18 protein-coding genes are annotated in these 18,750 nt (G+C 63.7%); 9 read left to right on the top strand and 9 right to left on the bottom strand.

Annotated elements, in window-relative coordinates; translation table 11 throughout:
* Positions 1 to 96 precede the first annotated feature (96 nt).
* The 7 genes from hemJ (at position 97) to RB623_RS08865 (ending at position 7,987) form a co-directional block, all read left to right on the top strand.
* Positions 97 to 627 (top strand): protoporphyrinogen oxidase HemJ, encoded by a 531-nt coding sequence (gene hemJ, locus RB623_RS08895; RefSeq protein ID WP_308056419.1) that lies wholly within the window; start codon positions 97 to 99, stop codon positions 625 to 627.
* Between the two features lie 162 nt (positions 628 to 789).
* Positions 790 to 2,055, top strand: a complete 1,266-nt coding sequence (gene rho / locus RB623_RS08890; protein WP_308056418.1) for a transcription termination factor Rho — start codon at positions 790 to 792, stop codon at positions 2,053 to 2,055.
* A 230-nt stretch (positions 2,056 to 2,285) separates the two neighbouring features.
* Entirely contained in the window at positions 2,286 to 3,647 is a 1,362-nt protein-coding gene (gene mnmE / locus RB623_RS08885) for a tRNA uridine-5-carboxymethylaminomethyl(34) synthesis GTPase MnmE (protein WP_308056543.1), read from the top strand.
* Positions 3,648 to 3,743: 96 nt separating this feature from the next.
* Complete coding sequence (gene mnmG, locus RB623_RS08880; RefSeq protein WP_308056542.1) at positions 3,744 to 5,618, top strand: tRNA uridine-5-carboxymethylaminomethyl(34) synthesis enzyme MnmG; 1,875 nt, start codon at positions 3,744 to 3,746, stop codon at positions 5,616 to 5,618.
* Positions 5,612 to 6,250, top strand: coding sequence for a 16S rRNA (guanine(527)-N(7))-methyltransferase RsmG (gene rsmG, locus RB623_RS08875; RefSeq protein WP_308056541.1), 639 nt, complete (start codon positions 5,612 to 5,614; stop codon positions 6,248 to 6,250). Before mnmG ends, rsmG begins: the two co-directional genes overlap by 7 nt.
* A gap of 24 nt (positions 6,251 to 6,274) precedes the next feature.
* Positions 6,275 to 7,072 (top strand): ParA family protein, encoded by a 798-nt coding sequence (locus RB623_RS08870; RefSeq protein WP_308056417.1) that lies wholly within the window; start codon positions 6,275 to 6,277, stop codon positions 7,070 to 7,072.
* A 39-nt stretch (positions 7,073 to 7,111) separates the two neighbouring features.
* Positions 7,112 to 7,987: a ParB/RepB/Spo0J family partition protein gene (locus RB623_RS08865; RefSeq protein ID WP_308056416.1), complete on the top strand. Its 876-nt coding sequence runs from the start codon at positions 7,112 to 7,114 to the stop codon at positions 7,985 to 7,987.
* 69 nt (positions 7,988 to 8,056) lie between these two features.
* On the opposite strand, the gene holA is transcribed toward RB623_RS08865, so the two are convergent.
* The 9 genes from holA to cysQ all read right to left on the bottom strand — a co-directional run bounded on the left by holA (position 8,057) and on the right by cysQ (position 16,534).
* Entirely contained in the window at positions 8,057 to 9,103 is a 1,047-nt protein-coding gene (holA, locus tag RB623_RS08860) for a DNA polymerase III subunit delta (protein WP_308056415.1), read from the bottom strand.
* A 125-nt stretch (positions 9,104 to 9,228) separates the two neighbouring features.
* Entirely contained in the window at positions 9,229 to 9,654 is a 426-nt protein-coding gene (locus RB623_RS08855; RefSeq protein ID WP_308056414.1) for a GNAT family N-acetyltransferase, read from the bottom strand.
* Between the two features lie 40 nt (positions 9,655 to 9,694).
* Complete coding sequence (locus tag RB623_RS08850) at positions 9,695 to 10,198, bottom strand: L-2-amino-thiazoline-4-carboxylic acid hydrolase (protein ID WP_308056413.1); 504 nt, start codon at positions 10,196 to 10,198, stop codon at positions 9,695 to 9,697.
* Positions 10,195 to 10,992 (bottom strand): dipeptide/oligopeptide/nickel ABC transporter ATP-binding protein, encoded by a 798-nt coding sequence (locus RB623_RS08845; protein WP_308056412.1) that lies wholly within the window; start codon positions 10,990 to 10,992, stop codon positions 10,195 to 10,197. The genes RB623_RS08850 and RB623_RS08845 overlap by 4 nt, the downstream gene beginning before the upstream one ends.
* Entirely contained in the window at positions 10,989 to 11,768 is a 780-nt protein-coding gene (locus RB623_RS08840; RefSeq protein WP_308056411.1) for an ABC transporter ATP-binding protein, read from the bottom strand. The genes RB623_RS08845 and RB623_RS08840 overlap by 4 nt, the downstream gene beginning before the upstream one ends.
* Positions 11,765 to 12,595, bottom strand: a complete 831-nt coding sequence (locus RB623_RS08835; protein ID WP_308056410.1) for an ABC transporter permease — start codon at positions 12,593 to 12,595, stop codon at positions 11,765 to 11,767. Before RB623_RS08835 ends, RB623_RS08840 begins: the two co-directional genes overlap by 4 nt.
* Positions 12,592 to 13,578, bottom strand: coding sequence for an ABC transporter permease (locus RB623_RS08830; protein WP_308056409.1), 987 nt, complete (start codon positions 13,576 to 13,578; stop codon positions 12,592 to 12,594). The genes RB623_RS08835 and RB623_RS08830 overlap by 4 nt, the downstream gene beginning before the upstream one ends.
* Positions 13,579 to 13,854: 276 nt before the next feature.
* Positions 13,855 to 15,465, bottom strand: a complete 1,611-nt coding sequence (locus RB623_RS08825; RefSeq protein WP_308056408.1) for an ABC transporter substrate-binding protein — start codon at positions 15,463 to 15,465, stop codon at positions 13,855 to 13,857.
* A gap of 247 nt (positions 15,466 to 15,712) precedes the next feature.
* Positions 15,713 to 16,534 carry a 3'(2'),5'-bisphosphate nucleotidase CysQ gene (cysQ, locus tag RB623_RS08820; RefSeq protein WP_308056407.1) on the bottom strand — a complete coding sequence of 274 codons (822 nt, stop codon included), beginning with the start codon at positions 16,532 to 16,534 and terminating at the stop codon, positions 15,713 to 15,715.
* A 177-nt stretch (positions 16,535 to 16,711) separates the two neighbouring features.
* Here cysQ and RB623_RS08815 point away from each other — a divergent pair, with 177 nt between their 5' ends.
* Together RB623_RS08815 and RB623_RS08810 are read left to right on the top strand one after the other, a co-directional pair.
* A complete protein-coding gene (locus RB623_RS08815; RefSeq protein WP_308056406.1) occupies positions 16,712 to 17,479 on the top strand; it encodes a glucose 1-dehydrogenase in 768 nt (255 codons plus the stop codon).
* 128 nt (positions 17,480 to 17,607) lie between these two features.
* Positions 17,608 to 18,747, top strand: a complete 1,140-nt coding sequence (locus RB623_RS08810) for an ABC transporter ATP-binding protein (RefSeq protein ID WP_308056405.1) — start codon at positions 17,608 to 17,610, stop codon at positions 18,745 to 18,747.
* The last annotated feature ends 3 nt before the right edge of the window (positions 18,748 to 18,750 follow it).

Raw genomic sequence — 18,750 nt, 5'->3', positions numbered from 1 at the left:
ATTTGGAGAGAGCCCTGTGAGCGCCGCACTCCAGGGGTCCGAAGAGAGCCACGAAGGCTCGGCAAACCAGAGAGCGCGGAGATCGGATCAAGTCCAATGAGCGAACACGCAACGAGTGGGCGCAAGGCGGCGATACGCGCGGTCGCCGGCCTTGTCGTTTTTGCGGCCGCCGCGCTGCTGCTGTTCGCAATCGATCCAGACGGTCTCTATCTATGGATCAAGGCGGCGCATGTGATCGCGGTCATCTCCTGGATGGCCGGAATGCTCTACCTGCCACGCCTTTTCGTCTATCACGCCGACGCCGAGCGCGGCTCCGTGCAATCCGAGACGTTCAAGATCATGGAGCGGCGGCTTTACCGATTGATCATCAATCCGGCGATGATCGCGACCTGGGTATTCGGGTTGTGGCTTGCCTGGAAAGGTTTTGGCTTCTCCGGTGGCTGGCTGCACGCCAAGATCGCCGCGGTGCTAGCGCTGTCGGCGGTGCACGGCTATTTCGGCGGCGCCGTGCGCAAATTCGCGGAGGACCGCAACGACAAACCAGCGCGTCACTGGCGCGTGATGAACGAGGTTCCGACGCTGCTAATGATCGCCATCGTCGTCCTTGTCGTCGTAAAACCGTTTTGAGACGGAACCGAAAACCCGCCTTGCTCTTTCGCCGGGTTGGCGATAAATAGCGAGTCCTTCCTTCCCGCCCACGCGTCAGCCGTTCTTTCTTTCGCAGTCGGTCGCGTCAGGCGCGCTCATCGCCTTTTTGCCGATAGCCTCCTCTTCCACCAAGGCCCCTCCATGCAGGAAATGAAACTACAAGACTTCAAGAACAAGAAGCCGATCGACCTGATCGCCTTCGCCGAATCCCTCGACGTCGAGAACGCCAGCGTCATGCGCAAGCAGGAGCTGATGTTCGCGATCCTGAAGAAGCTTGCGGCGCAGGACGTCGAGATCATCGGCGACGGCGTCGTCGAAGTGCTGCAGGACGGTTTCGGCTTCCTGCGTTCGGCCAACGCCAACTATCTGCCGGGCCCGGACGACATCTACATCTCGCCCTCGCAGATCCGCCGCTTCTCGCTGAAGACCGGCGATACTGTCGAGGGCCCGATCCGCAGCCCGAAGGAAGGCGAGCGCTATTTCGCGCTGCTCAAGGTCAACTCGATCAATTTCGACGACCCGGAAAAGATCCGCCACAAGATCCACTTCGACAATCTGACGCCGCTCTACCCGACGTCGCGCCTGAAGATGGAAATGGAGAACCCGACCACCAAGGACATCTCGCCGCGCGTCATCGACCTGGTGGCGCCGATCGGCAAGGGCCAGCGCGCGCTGATCGTCGCACAGCCGCGTACCGGCAAGACTGTGCTGCTCCAGAACATCGCCCACTCGATCACCAGCAACCATCCGGAATGCTACCTGATTGTCCTCTTGATCGACGAGCGGCCGGAAGAGGTCACCGACATGCAACGTTCGGTGAAAGGCGAGGTCGTGTCCTCGACCTTCGACGAGCCGGCCGTACGGCACGTCCAGGTGGCCGAGATGGTCATCGAGAAGGCCAAGCGCCTGGTCGAGCATGGCCGCGATGTCGTCATCCTGCTCGATTCGATCACCCGCCTCGGCCGTGCCTACAACACGGTCGTGCCGTCCTCCGGCAAGGTCCTGACAGGTGGTGTCGACGCCAACGCTCTGCAGCGCCCGAAACGCTTCTTTGGCGCGGCGCGCAACATCGAGGAAGGCGGCTCGCTGACCATCATCGCGACTGCCCTCATCGATACCGGCAGCCGCATGGACGAAGTGATCTTCGAAGAGTTCAAGGGAACCGGCAATTCGGAAATCGTGCTGGACCGCAAGGTCGCCGACAAGCGTATCTTCCCGGCCATGGACATCCTCAAGTCTGGTACGCGTAAGGAGGATCTGCTGGTGCCGCGCCAGGACCTGCAGAAGGTTTTTGTTCTTCGCCGCATCCTGGCGCCGATGGGCACCACCGACGCCATCGAGTTCCTCATCGACAAGCTCAAGCAGACCAAGAGCAACGCGGACTTCTTCGATTCGATGAACACCTGACCGTTCGCCTGGGTGGCTCCAACTTCTGTTTCACGGAAGATGGGGCCATTTCTGCTGCCGCCAGCTACAGACCGACGGATGATCGGTACAGAATCGATTCGCATCCGAAATGATTTCTGTCATCGTGGAAGTGAGCATTACCGGCTCATTCGATTCGCTCCCGAAATGATTTTCGGATGTGGCACCTAGCCTACCGCTTGGTAATGAACCCTTTTTGTCTCTTGACCGGAATGCTGAACTTCTCGCATTCCAGACAAATGCGTCTCGGTCGCGAAGCATCACCCGATACCATCGTCGCCTTGTCGAGCGGCCATTTGCCTTCGGGCGTCGCGGTGGTCCGCGTCAGCGGTCCGGGCGCACGTGCGGCGATCGCAAGCCTGTCCGGTTCGCTGCCCGTGCCGCGCATGGCGCGTTACGGTGCCTTGCGCTCACCTGACGGAGCATTGCTTGATCACGGCCTGACGCTCCTCTTCCCCGCACCTAACAGCTTCACGGGCGAGGACTGTGCCGAATTTCAGGTTCATGGTGGCCGCGCCGTCGTGGAGGCGGTCCTGGAAACCATAACTGGACTGCCCGGTTGCCGCCTGGCACAGCCAGGCGAGTTTTCCCGGCGGGCATTCCTGAACGGCAAGATGGATCTACTTGCCACTGAGGCCACCGCCGACATCGTGAATGCCGAAACTGAAGCGCAGCGACGCTTCGCTATGCTCAACAGCGGTGGCGGCCATGCGGCGCTGTACGCGCAATGGCGTGAAAGACTGATCCGCGCGCGCGCCTTCATCGAGGCCGAACTGGACTTTTCCGATGAGGGTGACGTGCCCGGTTCTGTTTCGGACGAGATCTGGCGGGACGTTGCGGCGTTGCGCCGGGAGATCGATGCGCATGCCGCCGGCTATGGCAAAGCCGAGATCGTCCGCGACGGATTTGACGTCGTGCTGATCGGGGCGCCCAACGCCGGCAAATCCAGTCTCCTCAATGCACTGGCGCATCGCGACGTGGCGATCGTCACGGCCGAGCCGGGCACCACCCGCGATCTGATCGAGGTGGCGTTGGATATCGGCGGGCTCAAGGTGCGTGTCACCGATACGGCGGGCATTCGCGGAAACGCCGGGACCGTCGAGATGATCGGCATCGAGCGGGCGTTGGCGCGCGCCCGGACGGCAGGGCTGGTTCTGCTCCTGGAGGATCTTACCGATCCCGTTGCAGTCGAGGAGGACTTGCAGGCGGTGGACGTGGTGCGGATCGGCACGAAGGCAGACCTTGCGCCACCTGGTGGGGGCGATGACCACGACCTCCGTATATCCTGCGTTTCCGGTCAGGGATTGCCTGACTTACTGGACATGATAGGCCGAAAGGCGCGAGCCGCTGCGCCGCTGATGGGCGAACTCGTTCCGTGGCGCATCCGGCACGTCGAGCTTCTTCACGAATGTTCGCGTCAGTTGGACGCCGCCCTCGCAGATCCCACCGCTAGCCTGGAGCTGCGCTCTGAAGAATTGCGGCTGGCGGCGACTGCCTTGGGGCGCATCAGCGGTGCGGTCGATGTAGAGGACTTGCTGGACGTCATCTTCTCGCAGTTCTGCATCGGCAAATAGCCGCTTGTGATTCACGTGAAACACGCGGCCTCGTCCTACCCGTAAAACATGTTGACAGAGCCGGCCCCTGGCATAATGCAAAGCGGCATGAAAACGATGCCTTCAGAATTCGATGTCGTCGTGGTCGGTGGCGGGCATGCCGGCTGCGAGGCTGCCGCTGCCTCTGCGCGGCTAGGCGCCAGCACCGCACTCATCACGCTGCGCGCCGATGCGATTGGCACCATGTCCTGCAATCCCGCGATCGGTGGCATTGGCAAGGGCCAACTGGTGCGTGAGATCGACGCCATGGACGGCCTCATGGGTTTGGCGGCGGATGCGGCCGGTATTCAGTTCCGCCTGCTCAACCGTCGCAAGGGGCCGGCTGTTCGTGGCCCGCGCACGCAGGCGGACCGCAGGCTCTACAAGCGGGCCGTCCAGGAGCTCGTCGCCGCGCAGCACAATTTGACGGTCATCGAAGGCGAGGTAGCCGAGCTGCTGATCGCTGGCGGCCGCGTCGAAGGCGTAAAGCTCGAGACCGGGGTGGAAATACGCTGCGGCGCCGTCGTCCTGACCACAGGAACCTTTCTTCGCGGACTCATCCATATCGGTGAGCGCCGTTTTCCCGCCGGCCGTATGAACGAGAAAGCCGCGGTCAGCCTGTCCGATTCGATGATGAGGGCAGGTTTTGCATTGGCCCGTCTCAAGACCGGTACACCGCCGCGGCTGGCTACCGAAACGATCGACTGGTCGGGGCTTGGCGTCCAGGCTCCGGATGAGCAACCCGTACCATTTTCGGTGTTGACCACAAAGATCAGCAACCCACAAATCGATTGCGGCATTACCCGCACCACTGCGGAGACGCATCGGATCATCCGCGAAAATCTGCATCGCTCGGCTATGTATGCCGGAGCGATCGAGGGGATAGGACCGCGTTACTGTCCTTCCATCGAGGACAAGATCGTAAAGTTCGGCGATCGGGATGGGCATCAGATCTTTCTGGAACCCGAAGGACTTGACGATCCGGTCGTCTATCCCAACGGCATCTCCACGTCCCTTCCGGAAGATGTGCAACTGGCAATCCTGAAGACGATTCCCGGGCTTGAGCAAGCCAAGATGCTGCAGCCAGGGTACGCCATCGAATATGACCACGTCGATCCGCGGGAACTGCGCACGACGCTGGAGACCCGCAAGGTTGCCGGCCTTTTTCTCGCCGGACAGATCAACGGCACGACCGGCTATGAAGAGGCGGCGGCACAAGGTCTGCTTGCGGGCATGAATGCGGCCCGCTGTGCGGCCGCCATGGAAGGTGTGACGATCGGGCGATCGGAAGCCTACATCGGCGTGCTTGTGGACGACCTGACGAGCCGTGGCGTCACTGAGCCGTATCGGATGTTTACCTCGCGCGCCGAGTTCCGGTTATCACTACGTTCCGACAATGCGGACGCTCGTTTGACGCCGAAGGCCATGATGCTGGGTCTGGCATCGGACGCACGCATTGCAGCATTTTCAGCGCTGTCGGCGGAGGTGGGCTCGGCGATTGACTTGGCCAAGTCGCTGTCGCTGACACCGAACGAGGCTGGCCGAGCGGGCCTTAACGTTAACATGGACGGCCACCGCCGTACCGCGTACGAACTCCTGTCCTACCCAGGTAACTCATTGAAAACAATTGCAAAAGTATGGCCGAAGCTTTCCATGTTGAGCGCGCGGGCGGGAGAAAGTTTGGAGATCGATGCCAACTATTCCGTCTATCTCGACCGGCAGTCAGCAGATATCCAGCAGATGAAACGTGAGGAAGGCAGGCTCATTCCGGATGAGATCGACTTTTCCGCGCTGCCGGGGCTTTCTAACGAACTTAAGCAGAAGATGTCCCGCCATCGTCCGCCATCGATAGCTGCGGCGGAGCGGATGGAAGGAATGACGCCCGCGGCAATGGCGATCATTGTGTCTCATGTCCGCGAACTGGAACGTACAGCGGAGCGGTCGGGATCGTGACGGCGTCGTTTGACGAACTTGTCAAGGTCGCCGGTCCTGTTTCACGTGAAACATATGCGATACTCCAGGAGTTCTTGGTCGAATTCCAACGCTGGAACAGGATCACGAATCTCGTTGCGCCATCCACGATCGACGAGAGTTGGAGTCGACATGTTCTCGACAGCGCTCAGCTAAAGGCGCTTGCCCCGGAAGCCAGGCAATGGGTCGATCTTGGTTCGGGTGGCGGGTTCCCCGGTCTGGTGATGGCTATTCTCCTGCGGGAAACGCAGGAGGCACGGGTCCATCTGGTCGAGAGCAATCGAAAGAAAGCGTCCTTTCTTCAGGCAATGGTTGGCCGATTCTCCCTTCAAGCAGTCGTTCATCCACGGCGAATCGAGGAGATATCGGGAAAGCTTGCGGGAATCGAGGCGATCAGTTCCCGCGCTTTGACCTCCCTGGCTCAGTTACTCACGTTGTCCGAGCCGCTTTTCGCTGCAGGAGCGCGGGCCTATTTTCACAAAGGCCGGGACTATCGGCGTGAGATCGAAGAAAGTGCTCACGCGTGGACCTACGACCTGCTAGAACACCCAAGCGCGGTCGACTCGCAAGGTGTGATCCTCGAGATCAGCAATCTGAGGCGAAAGGCCCGCTAAGACAGGTCAGAAGCGGTCAGGATCATGTCCGGCACACCTCGGATCATCACTATCGCCAACCAGAAGGGTGGAGTCGGCAAGACCACCACCGCCATCAATCTGGCCACGGCGCTGGCCGCTATCGGCGAAAGCGTCTTGCTGGTCGATCTCGACCCGCAGGGCAACGCCAGCACCGGACTCGGCATCGACAAGCGGGATCGATCCACCTCATCTTATGACGTCATGACGGGCGCGCTCTCCTTGGAGGATGCCGCGGTCCCTACCGTGGTTCCCGGCCTCTCAATCGTTCCCTCGACTCTCGACCTTCTCGGTGTCGAGATGGAGATCGCCGGAACGCCGGATCGCGCGGTTCGGTTGCGCAACGCCGTGCGCGCCTCGGCTGCAAAAGTCGATCTCTACAGCTATATATTGATCGATTGCCCGCCTTCCCTCAATCTGTTGACGTTAAACTCGATGGCGGCAGCGGATTCGGTGCTTGTTCCCCTGCAATGCGAGTTTTTTGCGCTTGAGGGTCTTAGCCAGTTGCTGGAGACCGTGGGCGAGGTTCAGCAGACGATCAATCCCGAGCTTACCATTCAAGGCATCGTCATGACCATGTATGACGGGCGCAACAACCTTGCCAACCAGGTGGTGGACGACGTCCGCACGCATCTCGGCGACAAGGTCTACAACACCATCATTCCGCGCAACGTGCGAGTTTCGGAAGCGCCGTCCTATGGCAAGCCGGCCATTCTCTACGACCTGAAATGCTCGGGCAGCCAAGCCTATCTGCAGCTCGCGTCGGAAGTGATCCGGCAGGAACGCAAGTTGCGGGCGGCCTGACGCTATCCTTTGTCCATCAGTCAAGTGTTTAGGCAGGATATGAACGAAGATCTATCGAAACGGCGACTCGGTCGCGGATTGGCGGCGCTGATCGGCGAAATCGACAAGCCCGCCGCCACGCGTCAGACGCCGGTGCAGAGCGACAGCAAGGCGCCGATCGAATTTATCCAGCCCAATCCGCGCAACCCACGGCGGGCCTTCGGTGATGCCGACCTCACCGATCTTGCCCAGTCGATCAAGGAACACGGCATCGTCCAACCGGTCGTGGTGCGGCCAATTTCCGGACAGTCGGGGCGCTATGAGATCATCGCCGGCGAGCGCCGCTGGCGAGCCGCGCAGCGCGCCGGCCTGACCGAAGTACCGGTCATTGTGCGCGACGTGAACGACCGTACCGCGCTCGAACTCGCCATCATCGAAAACGTCCAGCGCACCGATCTCAATCCGATCGAGGAGGCGATGGGCTATCAGCAGCTCATCGACGACCACAGCTATACGCAGGCCGATCTCGGCCAGGTTATCGGAAAGAGCCGCTCCCATGTTGCGAACACGTTGCGGCTGCTAAAGCTGCCCGACGACATACGTGGCCTGCTGATCGACGGCGCGCTTTCCGCCGGCCACGCAAGGACGCTGGTGACAGCCGCCGATCCGGCGGCGCTCGCCCGCCGCATCGTCGAAGAGGGTCTTTCGGTCCGCCAAGCCGAGGTGCTGGCGCAGCAGCCGGCTCCGCCTGAGCCGGAGGCATCACCGAAACCGGCGGCACAAAAGGAAGCCGACACGGTCGCGCTGGAGAAACTGCTTTCGGACGTCACCGGGCTGAAGGTGGCGATCAACCACAAGCAGCGCGGCGGCGAGATGCGGATCGGCTACAAGACACTCGAGCAGCTCGACGAGTTGTGCCGCCGGCTAAAAGCCTGAATTGCATCTACTGAGCCGGCTAATTTTTCGACCAACAGCGGCATTTTATGCAAAGGCGCGGTCCGTTGGTTATCGCACGCCGTTTGCGCGGGCTGCGGAAACCGCGATTTCGGTAAGCGCCTTGTGCGCGGACGCCACCGCCAAATCCGGCCTTTGGCGTGTCTGCAGCACCGTCTCCTGAAGCCGTTCGAGAATGCGGGCCAGCGAGCGGCTGGTCCAGCGTGCCAGAGCCTGCTCGATCAGCTTGCGGCGGCTGAAGAACACTGGCGGCCGTGCCGACGCCACGGCCGACGCGGCATTGCCTCCGTCGCGCTCCATGGCGGCGCGAATCAGTTGCAGCGCCTGCACCTGCCGCTGCAGCGCCGACAGCACCGCATAGGCCTGGCTCGCGCCGAGCGCCTGGCGGGCGAAGGCGGCGTCGAAGGCCGCAAGATTGCCCTCAAGTACCGCGTCCACCGCCTCGTCCACCGAAATCGCCGACACGTCGCCCGTCAGCGCTCGCACGTCGTCGACCGTGATCCGTTCTCGGCCAAGCGTGTAGAGCGCGAGCTTTGCCACCTCGGCGCGCGTGGCCATGCGGTCGCCGCCGAGGTTGCGGCGCAGCAGCGCACGCGCCTCCGGCTCGATCGAAGCGCCCGCCTTGCGCAGCTCGTCATCGATCACCGCCTCCACTGAACGCTGGTCGTCGTTGTAGCAGGGCAGCGCCATGGCGGCCTTGCCGGCCTCCACCGCGGCCCGCAGCCCGACACCCTTCTTCAGGTCGCCTGCCTCGATCAGCACGGTCGTGTCACCGGGCGGCGCGGCGCACAACGCCTTGACGTCGTCGGCCAGCGTCTTCTGCCCGCCGGCATTGCGCACCCAGAGCAGCCGCTTGCCGGCGAACATCGGCAGCGTGTTGGCCTCGTCGAGCAGCCGCCCCGGTTCCTTGTCGAGGTCGGAGGCGTCGAGCTTCACCACGGAAAACGGATCGTCGAGCGGCACGCCAGCCTTTTCGGCAAAACGCCGCGCCCGCTCGCTCACCAGCCCGCGGTCCGGCCCATAAATCAGCACGACCGGCGTGTTCGGCTGCGGCCGTGCCAGCCAGCCGTCGACCTCATGCGCTTTGACCTGTGCCATGGCGGCGGGATAACACGGCGCGCCGCAAGAGGTAACGCAAAATCGGTGACGCGGCTCGCCAGCCGATCCTCGGCCGTCGCCGCCTCGCCATCTGGTCCCCTGGCGGTTGCCGCCGAGCCGTCCGATCAAAGCTTGAGCTGCATGTCGCGATGCGGAATGCCGGCGTCCAGATATTCGTCGCCATAGGCCTCGAAGCCGAGTTTCCGGTAGAAGTCCAGTGCGTGAGTCTGCGCGCCCAGGCGCGCGAACGCCGCCAGCCGGTTGTTGCGTGCATGCTCGACGATGAATTCGATGATCGCCGCGCCGGCGCCCCTGCCCCGAAAATCCTTCGACACGCAGACCCGCTGGATTTTTACCGCGTCGCCGACGACCCGGAAGCGCGCCGCACCCACCGGTCTATCGCCCGATGTGGCGAGCACATGCGTGCAGACGCCGTCCAGCCCGTCGATCTCGTCCGCCTCGGAAACGCCCTGCTCCTCGACGAACACCTCCCGGCGCAGTTTTGTGCAAGCCGCCTTGTCCGGCCCGTTCTCGGCGATGCTGATGTCCATGGCTTCCTCCACAGTTCCGATACCGCGCCTCATCCAGGCTTCAACCGTCCCGGTCCTCCAGCCTTATATGGCAGCAGCCATCGCCGTGTCCCGGCGTCCAGGTGATGTTGGAAAAGCGCACGCCCGTCGCCTCGAACAGGCCGCGGTCGAAGGCGCCGGCGATGCGGCAGAGCCGCGAAAGCTCGTCGTCGCCCAGCCCGGCCTCGACCCAGGCATCCTTCAGCGGGCAGCGTTTTACCTGGAAGGCGATCGAATGGTGGTCGCGCTCGACATCGGTCGGATACATGCGTCCGCCATCCGGGCTCACCGCCAGGAACGCCTCGCCGATTGCCCGCGCATCGTTCGGACCGAAACCGGCAAAGGCGGCGGCAGCCACCTCGCGGCCGCGCCGCTCGACTACCGAAACCATGATCGCCTCGGCCTCCGTCGGCCCGAGCCGCGCCTCCAGCTCCTCGAAGAACAGCCGGTAGAGATCGGCCCGGTTGCGGAAGGCCGCGTCCAGTTCCCGGCTCAAGGTTTCCGCGCGTGCTCCGCCGTCGGTCATGGTAAAAACTCCGGCCCGTTGCGCCGCGGCAGCTTCATGGCCGCCGCCACCAGTGCCTTTCCCATGGCGGATGCCGGCGCGGCGATCAGCCTCTTGGCCTCACCCGTCTCGACGATACGCCCCTGGTCGATGACGGCGACTCGATGCGCGGTGTCCCGCACCAGCGCCAGATCGTGCGAAATGAACAGATAGGCAATGTTTTGCTCCCGCTGCAGACAGGCCAGCAGCGCCATGATCTCTGCGCGCACCGAAACGTCCAGCGCCGACACCGCTTCGTCGAGCACGACCAGTTCGGGCCCGGTGGCGATAGCCCTAGCGATCGCCACCCGCTGCCGCTGCCCGCCGGAGATTTCATGGATGCGCCGCCCGCGCAGCGTATCGGCCAGTCCGACGCGCTCCAGCAGCGCGCCGATCCTTTGCGGCCGCTCGCCGCGTCCGGCGATCCGGTGGATGCGAAGCGGGTCGTACAGCACGCGTTCCACCGTGGCGCGTGGGTTGAAGGCGGCGAGCGGGTCCTGGAACACCATCTGGAACCGCGACCGAATCGCCCGGAGCCTTGAGCCCGTCAAGGCAAGCAGATTCTCGCCTGCGAACCGCAGCGCGCCGGCGTCCGGCTCGATCAGCCGCATCAGCACGCGTGCGAGGGTCGACTTGCCGCTGCCGGAGGGGCCTACCAGCGCCAGCGTCTCGCCGGCCGCGATCTCCAGGTCGACGCCGGCCAGCGCTGCGAAACGGTTTTCGCCGCGCCGAAAGGTTTTTTGCAGGCCGGTGGCGGAAAGCAGGGGGCTCTTCATAGTGCGCCTTCATCAGCCGTCTCGTCCAGCGTCAGGCACGCCGCCAGCAGTTTTTGCGTATACGCCGCCCGTGGCCGCGCCACGATCTCGGCACTCTCGCCCGCCTCCACCACTGCGCCGTCCTTCAGCACGACGATGCGGTCGGCAATCGCCACGGCCAGCGCGATGTCGTGGCTGACGATCAGCAGCGCCATGCCGGATTCGCGCACCAGCCGGCCGATCAGCGACACGATTTCGGCCTGCACGATGGTGTCGAGCGCGCTTGTCGGCTCGTCGGCGACCAGCACGGCAGGCCCGGCGGCAATCGCGGCGGCAATGCCGACCCGCTGCCGCTGGCCGCCGGAAAGCTGGTGCGGATAGGCATGCAACAGCGTCCCTTGAAGCCGCACCCGCTCGAACAGTTCTGCCGCCAGATCCATCGCCCGCCGGCGCGAAAATCCGAGATTGACCTCGGCCACCTCCGCCACCTGCCGGCCGACGGAGATCACAGGGTCCAGCGTGCCGCCCGGATCCTGGAACACGAAGCCGATATCTTTTCCGTTGCGCGGCGCGTGCGCCAGTCCGGGCCATCGGATGTCGCCTTCGAGTAGGGTGTCGCGCGGCAGCAGGCCGGCAATCGCCAGCGCCAGCGTACTCTTTCCCGAGCCGCTCTCGCCGATCACGGCGACGCGCTCGCTGGCGCTGAGCGACAGGTCGATGCCACGCAACGCCTCCGCTTCCGACCTGCCGGAGCGGTAGCGCACCCGCAGCCCGGAAATCTCCAGCAGCGTGCTCACGCAAAACTCCGGCGCGCGGCGGAGGCTTCGACCACGCCCTCGCCGGCGAGGTAGACGCCGAGCACGGTGAGCACCAGTGCGATGCCGGGAATGATCGACAGGAAGGGCGCCGAGCGCAGCACAGTGCGCCCTTCGGCGATCATGCCACCCCAGGTCACCCGGTTGGGGTCGCCCAGCCCGAGGAAGGACAGCGACGCCTCGATCAGTACCGCACCGGCGACGATAACCGAGCTCAGCGCCAGCACCGGCGGCAGCGCGTTGGGCAGCACCTCGCGCAGCGCGATCTCCACCGGATGCATGCCGACGACACGCGCGCCGGCGACGAAATCGCGCTCGCGCAGCGACAGGATTTCCGCGCGGGCAATGCGTGCGGGGCCAGTCCACGCGCCCAGCGCGATTGCCGCCACCACGGTTGTCAGCGACGGGCCCGCCACGCTGACAAAGGCCAGCGCGAGCAGGAAGGCCGGTACGGTCTGGAAGGCGTCGGTGACACGCATCAGCGCCTCGTCGGCGAGGCCGCCAGCAAAACCCGCCGCCGTTCCGATCAGGCTGCCGGCGACGATAGCCGCCGCCGCGGCCGCGAGCCCTACCGCCAGCGAGGTGCGTGCGCCGTGGAACAGGCCGGCGAGCACGTCGCGTCCCAAGCGATCGGTGCCGAAGACATGCTGCCAGGTTTCGAAAGGCGGGGTCAGCGGCGGACCGGCGATCGCCAAGGGATCGGCGGGAAACAGCAGCGGCGCAAGCAGCGCCATCGCGGCCATGCCGGCAAGGAGTGCGAAGCCGGCCACGGCCTCCGGCGAGCGCAGGAGCCGCGACAAGGTTTTCATGCGGACGCCTCGCTGGCGCCGACGCGCGGGTCGAGCAGCGCATAGAGGCAGTCGACGACGAGATTGATCAGGATGACCATCACGGCGCTGGTGAGGATGATGCCGAGCAGCAGCGGCGTGTCGCGGGCACTCACCGCTTCCTGCGCCAGCCGGCCGAGGCCGGGCACAGAAAACAGGCTTTCGATGACGACGCTTCCCCCCAGCATGGCGGCCGATTGCAGGCCGAGCATGGTGACCAGCGGCAGCAGGGCGTTGCGCGCGACATGCCGCACCGCGCTGCGCCGACGCGGCACGCCGCGGGCGCGCGCTGCGAGCACAAAATCCATGCGCCAGGCTTCGGCCATGCCGGCGCGCATGACCCTGAGATAAAGCGCCAGGTAGATGAAGCCGAGGCTGGCAACTGGCAGCACCAGATGACGGGCGACGTCCAGCCCGCGCTCAACACCCTGCTTGCCGGAAGCGATCGTCTCGATGCCGCTCACCGGCAGCCAGCGCAACTGCACGGCAAAGATCACCGTCAGCACCAGGCCGAGCCAGAAGCCGGGCACGGCGTAGAGCGCCAGCGAGCCGATGGAGAGAAAGCGGTCGCGAAAATTACCCGGTCGTGAGCCGGCAAAGAGTCCGAGCAGGGAGCCGACGGAGAACGACAGCGCGGTGGCACTGCCCATCAGCAGTAGCGTGTTGGGCAGCCGCTCCAGCACCACGTCGAGCACTGGCCGCGAGAAGGTCACGGACTGGCCGAGATCGAGATGGGCGAGCGACCAGAGATAGAACCCGAGACGCGCCGCCGCCGACCGGTCGAGCCCCCAGGCCTGCCTCAGTTCGTCGATCATCTGGGCATCGCCGCCGATGCCGGCGACATAGGCGTCCACCGCGTCGCCGGGTGCTGCTTCCAGCAGGAAGAACCCGCCGACGCTAACGATCGCCAGCACTGGGATTGCGCCGACGAGGCGCCGCAGGATGAGGGTGCGGATGCGGATCATGAGGGCATGCCTGAATTCCGGATTCGAATTCCGGCGATGCTTGATGCCCTACGTTGCCCCCCTCTGTCCTGCCGGACATCTCCCCCACGAGGGGGGAGATTGGCAGCTTCGGCGAAACCGCTTTCCCTGCGATGCTGGCGATTAGCGAAAGTGAAGATGACAGCCAATCTCCCCCCTTGTGGGGGAGATGTCCGGCAGAACAGAAGGGGGCAACGTAGAGCTCTCACCTCACGAACTGAACATCCGCGTCGATGTTGTGCAAGCCATTCCAGTGTCTCAGCTATCCACCCAAATATCCGCCCAGTTCGACACAACCCAGCGCGGATTATTGGCGATGTTCTTCACCGAGCTGCGCGCCACCGAGATGAATCCCCATTCGGCGACGTTGATCAGCGGCAAATCCTCCGCCACCTTTTTCTGGAACTCCCAATAGAGCTCGGTGCGCGCCGCCGGGTCGAGCGTTTCGGCGGCCTTTGCGATCAGCGCGTCTAGCGCCTCGTTCTTGTAGCCGCCCTGGTTGGAAAACGGCACGCCGTCCGGAATGCCGCTCTGCACCAGGATGGTGGTGGAGATGGCCGGGTCGCCGCGGAACACCGGCGGCGCTATCGCCAGGTCGAAATCATGGTCGGTGTAGACCGCCTTCTGGTGCGCGGCCGCGTCATTGTTGACCAGTTGCGCGTCGATGCCGACCGCGGCAAGTGCCTGCCGCAGGTAGTCGCCGAACTGCCGCGTCTCGTTGAAATAGGGAGCCGGCAAAAGTTTGAGCGAAAACCGGTTGCCGTCGGCGCCGCGCTTGTAGCCGGCCTCGTCGAGCAGGGCGTTGGCCTTGGCGACATCGAAGGCATATTGCGGGACGTCAGCCGTATAGAACTGCTTGTCGTTGACCGGCACCGGGCCGGTCGACGCCGCCGCGTAGCCGAGGAAAATCGTGTCGACCACGAACTTTCTGTCGATGGCGTGGGCGATCGCCTGCCGCACCTTCAGGTCGGCCAGTTCCTTGCGGCGGTGGTTGATCTCCACGACCAACTGATAGGTCAACGCCTCGTAGCCGCGCGTCACCACCTCGATGCCCGGCACTTTTGCGATGCGCGCAAGGTCGGTCAGCGGCACCGCCGAGAAGGCGGCGAGATGGATCTCTTCCGCCTCCAGCGCGCCGGCGGCCGCGGCGCGGTCGGGCAGCACCCGATAGACGATCTCGTCGAGATGGGGCAGATCCTTGCCCCAGTAGGAGGAATTCTTCTCCAGCCGGTAATATTCGCCGGCCTTGTGCTCGGCGAACTTGAACGGGCCGGTACCGACCGGGGCATTGTTAGCCGGATTCTTGTCGATCTCGCCGGTCTCGTAAATATGCTTCGGCAGCACGCTGGTCAGCGGCGGCAGCGCGTTGCGGATCAACTGGAACGGCGTCGGCTTCGAGAAGCGGAAGACGGCGGTATGGTCGTCCGGTGTGTCGACCGCCTCCAGATCCTTGAACACCACGCGGCCGAGATTTTGCAGCGGCTTCCACACCTGCAGCGCCGAGAAGGCGACGTCGGCGGAAGTGAACGGCTTGCCGTCATGCCACATCACCCCTTCGCGCAGCTTGAAGGTGATGGTCAGGCCGTCGTCGGACCCCTCCCAACTGGTCGCCAACCTTGGCTCCAGCCCGTCCTTGCCGTCGAAGAAGGCTTCGGCCAGCGGCTCCACCACCTTGCTGGAGACGAAGAACACGCCGTTGGAGGCGACCATCGCCGGGTTGAGATTGCGCGGTTCTGAATCCGCCGCGACGATCAGCCGGCCACCCTTCGCGGGTGTCTGCGCCCACAGCCTGGCGGGCAGGGCGGTCGATGCCATCAGGGCCGCCGAACCGGAAAGGACCGAACGTCTGGAAAGCGTCAAAATCGACATCGGTGATCCCTGCTGCTCGGCGGCCGATCGCCGCCTCCTCATTAGCGAGCATAGGGCCATCAGTCACAAGGGGCGAGGAAGGAAATGTCACTGGCACAAGCGCGGAAAGAAAATCGGGGGTCGCGCAAACGTCAGACGACGAAAAATCGTGGTCCGTCCGGCATTTTTGGGCCGTCCGTGAAGCGCAAACCGCTCTTTTTGCGCCGCCGTCCACGCAAACCATTGATCCTCAACAAAATTACGGACTTCACGCGCGTAGGATCCGTTCGCCGGCCGCATCGCGCAGGGCCGGGTCACCGAACGCGACGAAGGATGGATTGGCGAAATCGTCGCCGCCGGAAACGTTGTGATTTCCGTAGCTTAGCGGGATTCCGCCGATGGTCGTGGTGATACCGCCCGCTGCCCGCAATATGGCGTCGCCCGCCGCCGTGTCCCATTCCATGGTGCGGCCGAAGCGCGGATAGATGTCGGCTTCGCCGCAGGCGATCTGGCAGAATTTCAGGGACGAGCCGCGCGAGGTAAATTCTTCCACCTCGAAGCGCTTAAGCCATTGAAAAGTCTCGTCGGTGCAGTTCGACCGGCTGCCCGTGGCGGCGATCCGCGCTGGCGCGGGCCGGGTCCGGATCGGCTTCAGTTCCTCCGCCACGCCGTGGTTTACCTGGGCCCGCCACGCCATCCCTCCGGCGGCGACAAAAACCTGTCCCAACGCCGGCGCGAAGATCATGCCCGCCGCCGGAAAACCCTTTTCGATCAAGGCGATATTGACCGTGAACTCGCCGTTGCGGTTGATGAATTCGCGTGTTCCATCGAGCGGGTCGACCAGGAAAAACCGGTCCTCGATCGCGGGCATGCGGCCGGCCGACATTTCTTCCTCTGCGACCACCGGCATGTCGCCCGCTTCCGCCGCAAGAGCTTGAAGAATAACGGCTTCCGCCCGATGGTCGGCCTCCGTCACCGGCGAGCCGTCGCCCTTGTGCCGGTGCCCGAAGGTCACATCCGCATAGACCGCCATGATCTCCCGTCCGGCGGCGAGGCCGATTTCGATCAGGGTCTTTGGCGTTACGGGCACTGGCTTGCTTTACATGAAAATTGTTCAGGCCCGCCTAGCGTACCGATGCGGCAAAATCCAGACCGATCAAGGCATTAGACGAAATTCTCCGGCCGTGAAGATGTATAGACAAGCAGCCGTTTTATATGTTCCGCTGGCGGAGCAGGCAAAAATCCATCCGCTTTTCCGGGTATCGGCATGACCAATCTTTTCGACCTCAGCGGCCGCAAGGCCTTTGTGACCGGCGCCAGCCGCGGCATCGGCCAAGCCATCGCCGAGGCGCTGGCGGCGGCTGGCGCCGATGTCGCGATTTCGGCGCGAAGCCTGGATTCGCTAACGGAAACAAAGGGTAAGATCGAGGCACTTGGCCGCCGATGCGTGGTCCAGGCTCAGGATGTCAGCGACGTTTCTGCCTCCGCCGCGGCGATCGCCGAGGCAGCGAAAGCGCTTGGCGGGCTCGACATCCTGGTCAACAATGCCGGCTACGAAGAAGTCCGCCCGTCGCTCGAGGTCGATGAAGCCTTGTGGGACCGGATTGTCGAAACCAACCTGAAAGGCGCCTTCTTTGCCGCCCAGGCGGCCGCGAAAATCATGGCGGCCGGTGGCAATGGCGGCGCGATCGTCAACCTCTGCTCGCTGACCTCCTATGTCGGCATCCCGACCGCGGTAGCCTACGGCTCCTCGAAAACCGGGCTTTTGGGCATGACCCGGGCGCTCGCCACCGAATGGGCGCCGCTCGGCATCCGCGTCAACGCCATCGCTCCCGGCTATTTCCATACCGCGATGACCGACGTTTTTTACCGGGATGCGGGCTGGCAGCAGGCGATGCTCGAAAAGATCCCGCAAAAGCGCTTCGGGACCATGCAAGACATCGGCGGAACGGTGGTTTTCCTGGCGAGCGATGCGTCGTCCTACGTGACCGGACACTGCATTCCGATCGACGGCGGCTATCTGGCATCCATCTGATCGCCGCGGATCTATTGATCCAGCGTTCGAAGCGGAAAACCCTTGTTTCCCCGGCGGATTCCAGCTTGTATGGGGTTGTATATACGAGTTAACGGCTGCCCGCGCGGCAGATCCTCAAGGGGGTGGGTATGCAGCAGGCGATCCGGGCGACGGCGGCAGACAAAGCCGCGGAACCGGTCGCAGTCGCGGTGCGGAATGTCGGCATGGATTTCGACGGAGTCCATGCGGTGAAGGACGCGTCCTTCGATCTGCCGAAGGGCAAGTTTTTGACCATCCTCGGCCCATCCGGCTCCGGCAAGACAACGCTGCTGCGGATGATCGCCGGCTTCCAGACGCCGACCTCCGGCGAGATCTTCATCAATGGCGAGGCGGTCAGCGCTGTGCCGCCGCATCGGCGCTCGATCGGCATGGTGTTCCAGCGCCTAGCGCTGTTCCCGCACATGACAGCCGCCGAGAACGTCGCATTTCCCTTAAAAATGCGGCGGCGCGACGCCCGCACGATCCCCGAAAAGGTCGAGCGTTATCTCGAACTGGTAAAACTCGGCGGTTATGGCGGCCGGCGCATCCACGAACTCTCCGGCGGCCAGCAGCAGCGGGTGGCAATCGCCCGGGCGCTGGTGTTCGAGCCGGATCTTTTGCTGCTCGACGAACCGCTGGCCGCGCTCGACCGCAAGCTGCGCGAGGAAATGCAGCTCGAATTCCGCCGCATCCAGCGCGAACTCGGCGTCACGACCATCAACGTGACCCATGATCAGCGCGAGGCGCTCGTCGTGTCCGACGAGATCATCGTCATGGACAAGGGCGAAATCCAGCAGATCGCCCGCCCGGCCAAGACCTATCGCCAGCCGCACAACGCCTTTGTCGCCAATTTCATCGGGGTGACGAATTTCCTCACCGGATCGGTAAAGACCATGGCCAACGGCAAGGTGTCCTTTGTCCACGGTGAGATGGAGATCGATGGTACGGCCGGTGATGTCCAGGCTTCGCCAGAAGTCGGCGAGACGGTGTCGGGAGCAATCCGCGCCGAGCAGATCCGCATCGCCGGCGATTCGGCGCGCCTGAGCGAACTGGGCACTGTCCTGACAGGCACCGTCGCAGACGCGATCTTCGAAGGCGAGCGCGTCGTCTACGAGGTTTTGGTGCCTTCGCTTGGCGATGCCGTGATCAGGGTGTTCGACCACGATCCCGAAGGCCATTCCCAGCACGACATCGGTTCGCAGGTGTTTCTCGGCTGGAATGCCCGCGACGTGCTGGTGTTCCGTCAATAGTCA

The sequence above is a fragment of the Mesorhizobium sp. LHD-90 genome (assembly GCF_030929505.1).
Lineage (GTDB): Bacteria > Pseudomonadota > Alphaproteobacteria > Rhizobiales > Rhizobiaceae > Kumtagia.
Note: the sequence above shows the minus strand (reverse complement) of the source record. Positions and strands in the feature narration are given on the sequence as shown.